Origin of the sequence: Hoyosella levis, from assembly GCF_026008515.1 — a bacterium.
Classification (GTDB): domain Bacteria; phylum Actinomycetota; class Actinomycetes; order Mycobacteriales; family Mycobacteriaceae; genus Lolliginicoccus; species Lolliginicoccus levis.
This window is the reverse complement of the sequence record NZ_BQYM01000013.1, coordinates 98,322-111,792: the sequence shown is the minus strand read 5'-3', so window position 1 is coordinate 111,792 and position 13,471 is coordinate 98,322. Positions and strand designations below refer to the sequence as shown.

General features: G+C 66.7%; 11 protein-coding genes and 2 tRNA genes. 9 read left to right on the top strand and 4 right to left on the bottom strand.

Going from position 1 to position 13,471, the window contains the following annotated elements; genetic code table 11:
* Positions 1-212: 212 nt before the first annotated feature.
* Positions 213-286, bottom strand: a tRNA-Gly gene (locus tag QC765_RS14450).
* 128 nt (positions 287-414) lie between these two features.
* Here QC765_RS14450 and QC765_RS14445 point away from each other — a divergent pair.
* The 7 genes from QC765_RS14445 (at position 415) to mobA (ending at position 6,229) form a co-directional block, all read left to right on the top strand.
* A tRNA-Pro gene (locus QC765_RS14445) sits at positions 415-488 on the top strand.
* A 135-nt stretch (positions 489-623) separates the two neighbouring features.
* On the top strand, positions 624-2,039 hold the full coding sequence (gene tig, locus QC765_RS14440; protein ID WP_278315131.1) for a trigger factor: 1,416 nt from the start codon (positions 624-626) through the stop codon (positions 2,037-2,039).
* 220 nt (positions 2,040-2,259) lie between these two features.
* A complete protein-coding gene (locus tag QC765_RS14435; RefSeq protein WP_278315141.1) occupies positions 2,260-2,847 on the top strand; it encodes an ATP-dependent Clp protease proteolytic subunit in 588 nt (195 codons plus the stop codon).
* A 102-nt stretch (positions 2,848-2,949) separates the two neighbouring features.
* Positions 2,950-3,603, top strand: coding sequence for an ATP-dependent Clp protease proteolytic subunit (locus tag QC765_RS14430; protein WP_278315130.1), 654 nt, complete (start codon positions 2,950-2,952; stop codon positions 3,601-3,603).
* Between the two features lie 278 nt (positions 3,604-3,881).
* A complete protein-coding gene (clpX, locus tag QC765_RS14425; protein ID WP_278315129.1) occupies positions 3,882-5,162 on the top strand; it encodes an ATP-dependent Clp protease ATP-binding subunit ClpX in 1,281 nt (426 codons plus the stop codon).
* Between the two features lie 8 nt (positions 5,163-5,170).
* Positions 5,171-5,632, top strand: coding sequence for a type II 3-dehydroquinate dehydratase (aroQ, locus tag QC765_RS14420; protein WP_278315128.1), 462 nt, complete (start codon positions 5,171-5,173; stop codon positions 5,630-5,632).
* Between the two features lie 9 nt (positions 5,633-5,641).
* The gene (gene mobA, locus QC765_RS14415; protein ID WP_278315127.1) at positions 5,642-6,229 is read left to right on the top strand and encodes a molybdenum cofactor guanylyltransferase; all 588 of its coding nucleotides are present in this window, start codon (positions 5,642-5,644) and stop codon (positions 6,227-6,229) included.
* 6 nt (positions 6,230-6,235) lie between these two features.
* Here the strand turns inward: mobA and QC765_RS14410 are convergent, their stop codons facing one another.
* Complete coding sequence (locus QC765_RS14410) at positions 6,236-7,057, bottom strand: GNAT family N-acetyltransferase (RefSeq protein ID WP_278315126.1); 822 nt, start codon at positions 7,055-7,057, stop codon at positions 6,236-6,238.
* Positions 7,058-7,150: 93 nt separating this feature from the next.
* Here QC765_RS14410 and QC765_RS14405 point away from each other — a divergent pair, with 93 nt between their 5' ends.
* Entirely contained in the window at positions 7,151-9,205 is a 2,055-nt protein-coding gene (locus tag QC765_RS14405) for a S9 family peptidase (RefSeq protein ID WP_278315125.1), read from the top strand.
* Positions 9,206-9,208: 3 nt separating this feature from the next.
* On the opposite strand, the gene QC765_RS14400 is transcribed toward QC765_RS14405, so the two are convergent.
* Together QC765_RS14400 and QC765_RS14395 are read right to left on the bottom strand one after the other, a co-directional pair.
* Positions 9,209-10,186 carry a pirin family protein gene (locus QC765_RS14400; protein ID WP_278315124.1) on the bottom strand — a complete coding sequence of 326 codons (978 nt, stop codon included), beginning with the start codon at positions 10,184-10,186 and terminating at the stop codon, positions 9,209-9,211.
* 110 nt (positions 10,187-10,296) lie between these two features.
* Complete coding sequence (locus QC765_RS14395; protein WP_278315123.1) at positions 10,297-10,647, bottom strand: hypothetical protein; 351 nt, start codon at positions 10,645-10,647, stop codon at positions 10,297-10,299.
* Between the two features lie 191 nt (positions 10,648-10,838).
* On the opposite strand from QC765_RS14395, the gene QC765_RS14390 reads away from it, so the two are divergent.
* Entirely contained in the window at positions 10,839-13,463 is a 2,625-nt protein-coding gene (locus tag QC765_RS14390; RefSeq protein WP_278315140.1) for a valine--tRNA ligase, read from the top strand.
* Positions 13,464-13,471 lie beyond the last annotated feature (8 nt).

The window sequence follows — 13,471 nt, the reverse complement described above, 5'->3', positions numbered from 1 at the left end:
TGCCGAGGCCCTCGCTAGGATGTTGTCCGAGGAGCCGGATCCGCCTGGTGTTGCGACGACCGCATGAATCCACCGGCGGTGAGCTGTCGTTTTCCGAACACTCGCGAGGCGAGGCGGGGCTAGACCAGGCTAGGCGAGGCCAGGCCAGGCGAAGGACCTACGGATGCAGAAAGCCCCTGGCTGCGAATCCGCTGGCCAGGGGCTGTTCCGTGTGGAGCGGGTGACGGGAATCGAACCCGCACCATCAGCTTGGAAGGCTGAGGTTCTACCATTGAACTACACCCGCGCTCGCACCTCGGTGCATGCGACAAGTGACTGTACCTAACCTGCTTTGGAAACGCCAAGCCAAGCACGTAATATTGCCCCGGCTGCAACTTGGAGCTAATTCCATGTAGTCTCTCGGGTTGGAGCAAACGGGGTGTAGCGCAGCTTGGTAGCGCATCCGCTTTGGGAGCGGAGGGTCGCAGGTTCAAATCCTGTCACCCCGACGTTGTGGCCTCCGGTCGTGGTTCGTGAGCTTGGCGCCAAGCTGGGCCGGTGGGTCGCGCAACCGGGGCCGGTAATCCGGGATTCGCATTGCCACCCCCTCGTAAGATTTCAAAAAACCAGGTAGGAGCATCTCCGTGAAAAGCACCGTCGAGCAGCTGAGCGCGACGCGAGTACGTATCAGTGTCGAGGTGCCCTTCGAGGAGCTGAAGCCGGACTTCGATCGCGCCTACAAGGCGCTCGCCCAGCAGGTCCGGGTGCCCGGCTTCCGCCCTGGAAAGGTGCCGCCCCGCATCATCGACGCGCGCGTTGGCCGTAGTGCCGTGCTCGAGCAGGTCATCAATGACACTGTTCCGGGCAAGTACTCCGAGGCAGTCTCCGAGGGAGACATCAAGGCCATCGGGCAGCCCGAGATCGAGGTCACCAAGATCGAGGACGATCACTTCGGCTTCACCGCCGAGGTGGATGTGCGCCCCGAGATCACCCTGCCCGAGTACGCATCGCTCGAGGTGTCGGTCGAGGCCGAGGAAGCCACTGACGCCGATGTCGAGGAGCAGCTCGACGAGCTGCGCAAGCGCTTCGGCACGGTCGTCCCGGTCGAGCGCGGCGCCGAAAAGGGTGACCTGGTCACCCTTGACCTGTCGGCCACCGTTGACGGCAAGCCCGTCGAGGACGCGACCGCGGATGACCTCTCCCACGAGGTGGGCTCGGGCGAGCTGATCGAAGGACTCGACGAGGCCATCACCGGCGTCGAGGCCGGCGGGACCGCAGAGTTCCCCACCAAGCTTCTCGCAGGCGATTTCGCGGGCGAGGACGCTGTCGTCGCGGTGAAGGTGACGTCGGTGAAGACCCGCGAGCTGCCCGAGGTGGATGACGATTTCGCTTCGCTGTCCAGCGCGTTCGACACTGTCGAGGAACTGCGGGCGGATCTTCGCGAGAAGGCGGAGCAGTCCAAGCGGATCGCACTGACCAACTCGATCCGTGACAAGGTGCTCGAGAAGCTCCTCGAGGTCGTGGATTTCGAGGCGCCGCAGAAGGTCGTCGACGAGCAGGTGCATGAGCAGCTGCATAGCGCGCTCCACTCGCTCGGAGGCGAGGAGGACACCCTCAACCGCCTCCTCGAGGCGCAGGGCAAGTCCCGCGAGGAGTTCGACGCCGAGTCCCGCGAGGCTGCCGAGCGTGCGGTGCGCGCCCAGTTGCTGCTGGACGCGATCGCTGATGCCGATGACATCACTGTCGGGCAGCAGGAGCTGTTCGAGCGGATCTTCTCCGAGGCGCAGCGCTACGGCATGGAGCCGCAGCAGTTCATCCAGGAGATCCAGAAGCAGCCCAACGGCCTCGCGACGATCTTCGCCGATGCGCGCCGCACCAAGGCTCTCGTCGAGGTGATCCGCGCGGTGGTCGTCAAGGACCAGAATGGCTCGGAGCTCGACGTCACGGAGTACTTCGGTGCTGCCGGGGACGACGAGGACGATGCGCTTCCCACCGAGGGCTCTGATGACGAGTCGGGCGATGCCAACGAGGTCGACGAGACCGAGGCCGACGCCAAGTAGGCCGTTATTCTTGACGCTTACAGCGAACTAGGGCGGTGCCGGGATACCGGTGCCGCCCTAGTTCGTTACTGTCAGTGTCAGACCCATTGCACATCGGCGCCCACTAGCTCGACTTGATGGCGGGAACCCCCGCACCAAGCCCCGGCGCCGGGGAAAAAACGTCCAGGTATCCGGAAGGCAGGCACCCGTGACCGTGCACACTCCCGCGCGCACCCCATCGATGCGTTCAAACACATACGGAATGAACCTCAGCGACTCGGTGTTCGAGCGGCTGTTGCAGGAGCGCATCATCTTCCTGGGCACCCAGGTCGACGATGACATCGCCAACAAGCTGTGCGCTCAGATCCTCCTGCTCTCGGCGGAGGACCCCACCCGTGACATCTCGCTCTACATCAACTCGCCCGGTGGCTCGGTCACCGCGGGCATGGCGATCTTCGACACCATGCAGTTCGCCGAGTGCGATGTCGCGACCTACGCGATGGGCCTCGCGGCATCGATGGGGCAGTTCCTGCTCTCGGCGGGCACCCAGGGCAAGCGGTTCGCGCTCCCGCACGCGCGGATCATGATGCACCAGCCGTCCGCGGGCATCGGTGGCACCGCGGCGGATATCGCTATCCAGGCCGAGCAGTACGCCCATACCAAGCGAGAGATGGCCGAGCTGATCGCGCTCCACACCGGGCAGACCGTCGAGCAGATCACCAAGGACTCCGATCGCGATCGCTGGTTCACTGCCGCGCAGGCGCAGGACTACGGTTTCGTCGACCACGTAATCTCCCGTGCCGGCCAGTCCGGCGGCCTTGGCCGCTGAGCTATCCGGCGGCCACCCCGCTGAGCCATCGGCGGCCCTGGCCGCTCTGGCCGAATCGAACCCCCACCTGTTGTCCTCGCCTGATAGAAACGTGGAGAAGACATGACCGTCAACCGCAATCCGCTCCCACAGCACATGGGCCCGCAGGCCCGCTACATCCTGCCTTCGTTCATCGAGCATTCCAGCTACGGCGTCAAGGAATCGAACCCGTACAACAAGCTCTTCGAGGAGCGCATCATCTTCCTCGGCGTGCAGGTCGACGACGCATCCGCGAATGACGTGATGGCGCAGCTGCTTGTCCTCGAGTCGCAGGATCCCGACCGCGACATCACCATGTACATCAACTCGCCGGGCGGCTCGTTCACCTCGCTGATGGCGATCTACGACACCATGCAGTACGTGCGCGCCGACATCACCACCGTGTGCCTGGGCCAGGCGGCCTCCGCTGCGGCGATCCTGCTTGCTGCGGGATCAGCCGGCAAGCGGCTCGCCCTGCCCAACGCCCGCATCCTCGTCCACCAGCCGGCCACCGGCGGCATGCAGGGCCAGGTGTCCGACCTCGAGATCCAGGCCCGGGAGATCGAGCGGATGCGCAAGCAGATGGAGGACACGCTCTCGCGGCACACCGGCAAGACGGCGGAGCAGATCCGCAAGGACAGCGATCGCGACCTCATCCTCACAGCCGAGGAAGCCAAGGCGTACGGCATCATCGACAATGTCCTCGAGTACCGCAAGCTTTCACTGTCCAACCAGTGACAAAACTGACATGCTGACGGGTCGTCCCGGTTGTATGCTGGGACGACACGCCGCATGACGGCAGATACCGCACAAATCGGTATCGAACGGTGACGCTAGAGCCTCCAAGGGTCGCGAAGCGCCGCCGGGGCGCTGACGATAGGTAGCTGGCAGGCACAAGGACGTCGTGGATCCTCCACGGCAGGTACTGTCAGGGCATGCTGCACATGACCACGATGTTGTTATAGCCGGGAATACCCGGCAGGCGTGGCGAGTATCAGGAAGTTGGGAGCACGGGTATGGCGCGCATCGGTGACGGCGGCGACTTGTTGAAGTGCTCTTTCTGCGGAAAGAGCCAGAAGCAGGTCAAGAAGCTCATCGCGGGCCCGGGCGTGTACATCTGCGACGAGTGCATCGACCTGTGCAATGAGATCATCGAGGAAGAGCTCGCTGAGTCCAGCGACGTCAAGCTCGACCAGCTGCCCAAGCCGGCCGAGATCCACGACTTCCTCGACCAGTACGTCATCGGGCAGGGGAACGCCAAGCGCACCCTCGCCGTGGCCGTGTACAACCACTACAAGCGAGTGCAGGCAGGCGAGAAGGCCCGCGACTCCCGCCACGAGCATGTCGATCTGCAGAAGTCGAACATCCTCATGCTCGGTCCGACGGGCTGCGGCAAGACCTACCTGGCCCAGACTCTCGCGAAAATGCTCAACGTGCCCTTCGCGATCGCGGATGCCACGGCGCTGACCGAGGCCGGATACGTCGGCGAGGATGTCGAGAACATCCTGCTGAAGCTGATCCAGGCTGCCGACTACGACGTCAAGCGTGCCGAGACGGGCATCATCTACATCGATGAGGTCGACAAGATCGCCCGCAAGAGCGAGAACCCCTCCATCACCCGCGATGTGTCCGGCGAAGGCGTGCAGCAGGCCCTGCTGAAGATCCTTGAGGGTACCCAGGCCAGCGTGCCCCCACAGGGCGGGCGCAAGCACCCCCACCAGGAATTCATCCAGATCGACACTAGCAATGTGCTGTTCATCGTCGCTGGAGCGTTCGCTGGCCTCGAGCGGATTGTCGCCGACCGTGCGGGCAAGCGCGGAATCGGCTTCGGCTCCGACGTGCGGTCCAAGAACGAGATCGACACCGCTGACCGCTTCGCGGATGTCATGCCCGAGGATCTCATCAAGTTCGGGCTCATCCCCGAGTTCATTGGACGCCTGCCCGTGGTCGCCTCAGTGACCAACCTCGACAAGGATTCGCTCGTCTCCATCCTGTCCGAGCCGAAGAACGCGCTCGTCAAGCAGTACACGCGGCTGTTCGAGATGGACAACGTCGAGCTCGAGTTCACCCCCGAGGCGCTCGAGGCCATCGCTGACCAGGCCATCCTGCGTGGCACCGGCGCTCGCGGGCTGCGCGCGATCATGGAGGAAGTGCTACTGCCCGTCATGTATGACATCCCCAGCCGCGATGACGTCGCCAAGGTTGTTGTCACGGGCTCCACCGTCCGGGAGAACGTCAACCCGACCATTGTCCCGCGGCGAGCCGAGGATCCCGAGCGGCGCGACAAGTCCGCCTAGGCGCCACTGTGACCACGCCACAGCCGGGCCGCGGCACGATCGTTGTGCTCAACGGGCCCAATCTCAACCTGCTCGGCAAGCGACAGCCCGACGTCTACGGGCACACCACGCTCGCTGATGTCGAGGAGCAATGCCGCGAGCAAGCGCGCAACCATGGCTTCGCGCTCGATGCCCGCCAGAGCAACCACGAGGGCACGCTCATCGACTGGATCCATGAGGTCCGGGAGTCGTGCGCCGGACTGATCATCAACCCGGGCGGGCTCACGCACACTTCCGTGGCGCTGCGTGATGCTGTCATCACCGTCGAGGCCCCCGTGCTCGAGGTCCACATCAGCAATATTCATTCCCGCGAGGAGTTCCGGCACCACTCCTACATCTCTGGCATCGCCACCGGAGTGATCGCGGGCCTCGGCACGAATGGCTACCTCGCCGCCATCGAGCATCTGGCCCGAGCCCTTCCGCGGGGATGATCGTGCAGCATGCCTGAGATTGCCGGGATCATCCTGGTCGGAGGGCAGTCCCGCCGCATGGGCCGCGACAAGGCGACTCTCAAGTGGGGGGGAGCGACCCTCGCCGAGCACCTCGTCGCTCGCCTAGCGCGACGCTGCGCTCCGATCATCGTGGTTGCCGCGCCCGGCCAGGCATTGCCCATTACTGGGGCGCGCATCGTCGAGGATCCCATTGCCCACCAAGGCCCGTTGCGCGGGCTCGCCACCGGCCTTGCCGCTGCTAGTCCCGCCGAATGGGCTTTCGCCTGCGCCATCGACATGCCCGGCATCGAGGCCAGCCTCATCGATGAGCTCGCCCGGCACATCGCCGTATCGCACGACATCATCACCGCCCACGATGGCGCGTCCGCGCAACCGCTCGCCGCCCTCTACCGCACCGCGCTCGCGCCAAGCATGGAAGCCGCGCTCGCCGACGGCCAGCGCTCACCACGGCGCTTCCTCGCCAGTGCCCGCACCTGCGAAGTGCTCGCCACGGGGCTCGAGCACCAGTTGCGCAATCTCAACACGCCCGAGGAGTATCGCGCGGCGCTGGACGAGGATATTCCTGCAGGCGACTAGCTCCGGCTACCAGGCAGTCGGGCTGCGGCGCTCCACGATCACGGTGTCCCGCCAGTGGTCATGGTGGCGCGCTACGGCCTGGCGCACGCCGACGGTGCGGAATCCCGCCTTGCGATGCAGCACGAGGCTCGCCATGTTCTCCGGGAAGATCGAGGACTGCAGCGTCCACAGCCCCGCCGCGTCCGCGTGCCGCACCACATGCTCGAGCAGTCTCGATCCCACTCCCTGCCCGGCAGTGGCCCCGCTGATATAGATCGAGACCTCGAGGACCCCAGCGAAGAATGGTCGCACGGAGGTGGGGCTCAGCGCGGCCCACCCCAGGATGGTGCCCTCCCGCTCGGCTATCCAGCGATGCTCCGGAAGCCAGCGTCCATCGAAGGCGTCCGCTCCCGCGGAGCGCGTGTCGAAAGTCGCGTTGCCCGTGGCGATGCCTTCCTCATAGATCGCGAGGATCGCGTCCCAGTCCGACGTGGCGGCGGCACGGATCGCGACGTCGCCGGAACTGGGCGGGATGGCGCTACCGATGCCGACCGGGGCGAGGCCGAGCAGCAGGTCCGTGAGAACGGAAGCGTGCGCGCGGGCGTCGCGGGCCACAACGATGCTGCCGTTGTGCTCGGCCAGGATCCCGGACTCGAGGAGAGCGTGCAGGTCGGTTCGCGAGCAGTCGTGGGGGAGAGGCTCGCCGCTCCGGATGCCGCCGGGTGTGCGAGCGACGTGGTGGACCAGTGCTACCCGCGCGGGCGTGGAGAGCGTGGAGAACAACGCTGCGATCCTGTCCACGGCTGGCAGGGCAGTGTGGTTCTGCCCAGAGGAGAATGGGGTGCTCACCGGCCCACTCTAGAGCGCGATGGGGGCCGCGGGGAGCTCTCGTGCTGGGCATCACGCGGCACGATGCGTGGCGCACGTGGTAACAACTTCACTGTGACCGATGCGAACAGTGGCGCGAGCGCCCCCAGCGAGACCCCGTTCCATGATCTTGATGCGTTCCTGCGGCTGCCACGCTTGTCCGGGCTGCGGCTTTCCCCGGACGGCTCTCGCTTGGTCACCGTCGTCAGCGGGCTCAACGATGATGCGACCAAGCATGTGCCCGCGCTGTGGGAGATCGATCCGGAGGGCGAGCGCGCGGCCCGCCAGCTGACCCATGGCGCGCGCGGGGAGAGCTCGCCCGCGTTCGCGCCCAACGGCGACCTGCTCTTCGTGGCCGCGCGGGGGAAGTCCGACGAGGACCCCGCGACGGCCTGGCGACTGCCCCGCGATGGCGCCGAGGCCGTCGAGGTTGCACGCTCGCCCCTCGGCATCAGCAGTGTCATGGTGCCGCGCGAGCGCGATGCGACGATCGTGACGATGCCGGTGTTCCCGTCAGCAAGCGACGATGCCGGTGATGAGCGGATCCGCGACGCCCGGCGGTCCGGCAAGGTCTCGGCGATCCTGCACACCGGCTACCCCGTGCGCTACTGGGATCACGACCTCGGCCCCGAGGTGCCATGCCTCGCTGTGGTCGATGCGAACGGCGCTGGCCAGAGGATCGTGCAGGACGCGGCATTGCGCGAAGCGGGAATCGACGTGGACCCATCGGGCTCGTTCGCGGTCACGGTGTGGAACGAGGCCGGGCCGCTGGGCGTGACGCGCGCGCAGTTGATGCGCCTCGACCTCGTGACCGGCGAGCGATCGGTGATCGCGCGGGAGAACGACGCTGATTTCGGGATGCCCACGATCTCGCCGGACGGCATGCGGATCGCCTATGTGCGCGAGGCACATGCGGATCCCGAGACCGCGCCCGACGTGACGATCCACGTTCATGACCTATCCACGGGCAAGGCCACGCGGATCGCGGTGGGCTGGGACCGATGGGCGACCGCGCTTGCCTGGCTGCCCGACGGAACAGGTCTCGTTGTCACCGCAGACCAGTACGGCCGCGCGCCCCTGTTCCTCGTCTCCGCCACGAGCCCGAAGGCCGCGGTGCGAGCGCTGACCACCGACGACGCCGCCTACAGCGATGCGTGCATCGATCCGTCCGGCCGCTACGCCTACGCCCTGCGGGCCGCGATCTCCGTGCCGCCCGCTCCGGTTCGCATTGATCTCGAGACCGGCGAGCTGCTGCGGCTCCCCGCGCCCGCGTCCGTGCCTGCCGTCCCCGGGCGCGTTACCGAAGTACTGACCAGCGGCGATGATGGCACACCGATCCGGGCATGGCTCGCGCTGCCCGCGACGGCCAGCGAGGACTCCCCGGCCCCGCTGCTGCTCTGGATCCACGGCGGCCCGCTCGCCTCATGGAACACCTGGCAGTGGCGGTGGAACCCCTGGCTGATGGTCGCGCACGGCTATGCGGTGCTACTGCCGGACCCGGCACTGTCCACCGGGTTCGGGCGCAGGTTCATCCAGCGAGGCTGGGGTGAATGGGGCAATGCCCCCTACACGGACCTGATGGCACTGACTGATGCGACCGAGCAGCTGCCGGAGATCGACGAGAGCCGGACCGCCGCGATGGGTGGCTCCTTCGGTGGCTACATGGCCAACTGGATCGCCGGGCACACCAACCGGTTCGCGGCCATCGTGAGCCATGCCGGGCTGTGGGCGCTCGATCAGTTCGCGCCCACCACCGATGCAGCGTGGTACTGGGCGCGGGAGATGACGCCCGAGATGGCCGTGGACAACTCGCCGCACCTCTACGTCGCTGACATCAACACCCCCATGCTGGTCATCCATGGCGACAAGGACTATCGGGTCCCCATCGGCGAAGCACTGCGCCTGTGGTTCGAGCTCAATTCCGAGTCGGGCCTGCCCAGCGATGACCACGGGATCTCCGAGCACCAGTTCCTGAGCTTCCCCGATGAGCACCATTGGATCCTCAAGCCCCAGCACACCAAGGTGTGGTACGAGACCGTCCTGGCTTTCCTCGCTGGCCGGATGGGGGCCGGGCCTGCCGCGCTGCCCGACGTCCTGGGCGTCGCCCTGCCGGATGACGACGAGGAGTGACGCCTACCGGCTTGATGGGTTGCGGCGTGGCTTGAGCTGCGCGTTGGGCAGCGGGGGAGCCGGGATGCGCTCGGTCTTGCCCTCGTACCCCTCCACGGCCCCGAACCGATCGGAGTGCGCTTCCCATTCCTCGCGGAAGCGGGTGATCTCCGCGTGCGTGCGGCCCACGAAGTTCCACCACATGATGATGTCCTCGTCGAACGGCGTGCCGCCGAGCAGAATGATCCGCGTCGCCCCGTCGCCGGTGTTGTCCAGGGTGATCGTGCGGCGCCCGGTGGGCAGGTATGCGAGCGCGCCTCGATCGATTGTTGTCGTGCCAACGCTGGCCTGGCCTGAGTCGACGAGGATGCCATGCTCGAACCCGGGATCGACCTCGAGCTCGATGGTCGCACCTGCCTCGAGCAGCAGCTCGGCTCCCAGCAGCGGCGTGTGGGTGGTGACCGGGGAGGTGCTGCCGGCGAGGCTGCCGAGGAAAACGCGGAGGCTCGCGCCGTCGAGCTGCACCAGCTCGGGCTCATGGTGCTGGAAATCGCGAGGGGCATCGCGCGCGTGCTCGGGCAGTGCCACCCAGAGCTGCACGCCATGCAGGACGGTGGTGTTGCCCGTGGAGACCTCGGAGTGGCAAATGCCGTGGCCGCCCGTCATCAGGTTGATCTCGCCCGGGCGGACGAGGCCGTGCACGCCGCCGCTGTCGCGGTGCTCGATCTCGCCAGTGAACAACCAGCTGACGGTTTGCAGCCCGGTATGGGGGTGCGGGGCCACATCCATGCCACCGCTGTCGGAGACATCCTCCGGGCCGTAGTGGTCGGCGAAGCACCAAGCCCCGATGAAGGAACGTTGCCGCTGGGGGAGGGTGCGGCGCACGAGCATGGCACGAGGCCCGCCGAGGGGCACATCCCGTGGTGCGAGGATCTCCACCTCGCCTTGGCTGCTCGCGGCGGTGCAGTTGAGTTCCGCGGGGTGGGCTTCGGTGTTGCTCATGGCTGTGCTCCCGGCTTCGTGGGCCCAGTGCGGGGCCCGGTGCGGATCGGCTCCTCGTCCGATCATATGTGCCAGGCCCGGGCTCTCGCGGAGCAGTCGTCCGGGGCGGGCTACCACATGGTGGCGAGCAGGATGTTGACCGTGGCGAGCGCGCCGATGCTGCCGAGCAGCGCGGGGGTCACAGTGGCGGCGTTGCGCTTGGCGATGACGAGCACGAGGACCGCGACGAGGACGAGGGACTTGATGCCGATCTTCATGTGGTTGAGCTCGGCATCGTTCATCTCGTTGAGGCCGACGAGCAGCAGTCCTGTCACCAGCAACGTGAGGGCGCCGTGCAGCATTCCGGGGGATATCCGGGCTGTCCCGGCCTTGATGTCCTTCATCTGGTAGAGCACCCCACCGAGCAGCGCGACGATCCCGATGATGTGCAGGGCGAGGACAAAGCCGATCACGATTTCCATACGACGAACCGTAGTAGATCGCGGCCGGGGCTGCTCGCAGCGGAACGGATGTGACCCCGGGCAGTCCTGTTCCCTAGAATCGCGGGGTGACCAGTGCAGCGCCAGACCCCCAGGACACCGCCAGCCCGAGCGGCACGAGCCCAGAAGGTTCCAGCGCGGAAGGATCCCGCGCGGAAGGATCCCGACCAGTTGTGGACCTGCCCAAGGCGTGGGAGCCGCAGGCCGTCGAGGCCGGGCTGTACCAGCGCTGGGTCGATGCCGGGTACTTCACCGCTGACCCGCGCAGCGACAAGCCGGGCTTCTCGATCGTGCTGCCCCCGCCGAACGTCACCGGCAGCCTGCACATGGGCCACGCGCTCGATCACACGCTGATGGATATCCTGTGCCGCCGCAAGCGCATGCAGGGATTCGAGGTGCTCTGGCTGCCCGGCATGGACCACGCGGGCATCGCCACCCAGATGGTCGTCGAGAAGCAGCTCGACGCCGCGGGCACCAGTCGGCACGAGATGGGCCGCGAGGCGTTCGTGGAGCGGGTGTGGCAGTGGAAGGCCGAGTCCGGCGGCACCATCATGGAGCAGATGCGTCGCATCGGAGATGGCGTCGACTGGGGACGCGAGCGCTTCACGCTGGACGAGGGCCTCTCGAGCGCCGTGCACACCATCTTCAAGAAGCTCTATGACGCTGGCCTGATCTATCGCGCCGAGCGGCTGGTCAATTGGTCACCGGTGCTGCAGACCGCCATCTCCGACATCGAGGTCAAGCATGAGGAGGTCGAGGGCGAGCTGGTCTCGTTGCGCTACGGCTCCCTCAAGGACGACGAGCCGCACGTCATTGTCGCCACAACCCGGGTCGAGACGATGCTCGGTGATACTGCCGTCGCTGTGCATCCCGAGGACGAGCGCTACCAGCACTTGATCGGCACCACCGTCTACCATCCGATCACCGAGAGCCAGATCCCGATCATCGCCGACGAGTACGTAGACCCCGCGTTCGGCTCCGGTGCGGTGAAGATCACTCCCGCGCACGATCCCAACGACTTCGAGATCGGTGTGCGCCACGGCCTGCCGATGCCCACGATCATGGACGAGCGCGCCCGCATCGCTGGCACCGGTACCGAGTTCGATGGCATGGACCGGTTCGAGGCTCGTGCCCGCATCCGGGAGCGGCTCGCGGCCGAGGGGCGAGTGGTTGCCGAGAAGCGCCCCTACGTGCACAGCGTCGGCCACTCCGAGCGCGGTGGCGAGGTCATCGAGCCCCGGTTGTCCAAGCAGTGGTGGGTCAAGGTGGACGAGCTCGCGCGCATGGCCGGTGATGCCGTCCGCGATGGCGATACCGTCATCCATCCCAAGTCCCTGGAGCCCCGCTGGTTCTCCTGGGTCGATGACATGCACGACTGGTGCATCTCCCGCCAGCTGTGGTGGGGCCATCGCATCCCCATCTGGTACGGCCCCGAGGGCGACGTGGTGTGCCCCGCGCCGGGGGAGACGCCGCCCGAGGGCTATGTGCAGGACCCCGATGTGCTCGACACCTGGTTCTCCTCCGGGCTCTGGCCGTTCTCCACGATGGGCTGGCCCGAGCAGACCGACGAGCTCGCCAAGTTCTATCCCACCAGCGTGCTCGTCACCGGCTACGACATCCTGTTCTTCTGGGTCGCCCGGATGATGATGTTCGGCCGCTTCGTCGCCGAGGAGACCGAGGACTCCCCGGGCGGCAAGATCCCGTTCCATGACGTGTTCCTGCACGGGCTGGTGCGCGATGAGCAGGGCCGCAAGATGTCGAAGTCCCGCGGCAACGGCATCGACCCGCTCGACTGGGTGGAGCGCTTCGGCGCGGATGCCCTGCGCTTCACCCTCGCGCGCGGCGCCAATCCGGGCGCTGACCTGCCTGTCGGCGAGGACCACGCGCAAGCGGCCCGCAACTTCGCCACCAAGCTGTTCAACGCCACCAAGCTGGCCCTGATGAACGGCGCAGCGCCCGGCGAGCTTCCAGCCCGGAACACCCTGACCGACCCGGACCGATGGATCCTCGACCGCCTCGAGCACGTGCGAGCAGAGGTGGACGCCGCCTTTGATCGCTACGAGTTCGGCAAGGCATGCGAGGCCCTGTACCACTTCGCGTGGGACGAGTTCTGCGATTGGTACCTCGAGCTCGCCAAGGTGCAGTTCGCCGACGACGCCACCGCGCCCGCCACCCGCATCGTCGTGGGAAACGTCCTCGACACCCTGCTGCGCCTGCTGCATCCGGCCATCCCGTTCGTCACCGAGACGCTCTGGACCAAGCTCACCGGCGAGGAGTCCGTGGTCATCGCGGACTGGCCCGGAACGCTGGGCGCGGACCGCGACGAGCAGGCTGCCCGGCGAATCGAGGACGTCCAGCACCTCGTCACCGAGATCCGCAGGTTCCGCTCCGACCAGGGCCTGCGCCCCGGCCAGAAGGTGCCAGCCCGCATCACGGGCCTGGACCAGGCAGACCTCGAGGCGCTCGATCCCTACATCGCCGCCCTCTCGCGGCTCACCGCTGCCGGGGAAGGCTTCACCGCGTCCGCTGGCATCGAGGTCCGCACCAGTCGGACTACCCTGCAGGTGGAGCTCGACACCTCCGGCACGGTGGACATCGAGGCGGAGAAGCGGCGCCTTGCCAAGGATCTCGCCGCCGCGGAGAAGGAGCTCGCGCAGACCTCCGCCAAGCTCGGCAACGAGGCATTCCTCGCCAAGGCGCCGGCGCAGGTCGTCGAGAAAATCACCACTCGCAAGGCCATCGCCGAGGAGGAGGTGCAGCGCATCGGGGAGCGGCTCGCCGCGCTGGGAGCACGATGAGGCTGGAT

Excerpts from the sequence above, each read along its gene's own strand:
- QC765_RS14435 (WP_278315141.1), top strand. The coding sequence starts at position 2,260 with ATGCGTTCAAACACATACGGAATGAACCTCAGCGACTCGGTGTTCGAG.
- QC765_RS14430 (WP_278315130.1), top strand. The coding sequence starts at position 2,950 with ATGACCGTCAACCGCAATCCGCTCCCACAGCACATGGGCCCGCAGGCC.
- clpX (WP_278315129.1), top strand. The coding sequence starts at position 3,882 with ATGGCGCGCATCGGTGACGGCGGCGACTTGTTGAAGTGCTCTTTCTGC.
- mobA (WP_278315127.1), top strand. The coding sequence starts at position 5,642 with ATGCCTGAGATTGCCGGGATCATCCTGGTCGGAGGGCAGTCCCGCCGC.
- QC765_RS14400 (WP_278315124.1), bottom strand. The coding sequence starts at position 10,186 with ATGAGCAACACCGAAGCCCACCCCGCGGAACTCAACTGCACCGCCGCG.
- QC765_RS14395 (WP_278315123.1), bottom strand. The coding sequence starts at position 10,647 with ATGGAAATCGTGATCGGCTTTGTCCTCGCCCTGCACATCATCGGGATC.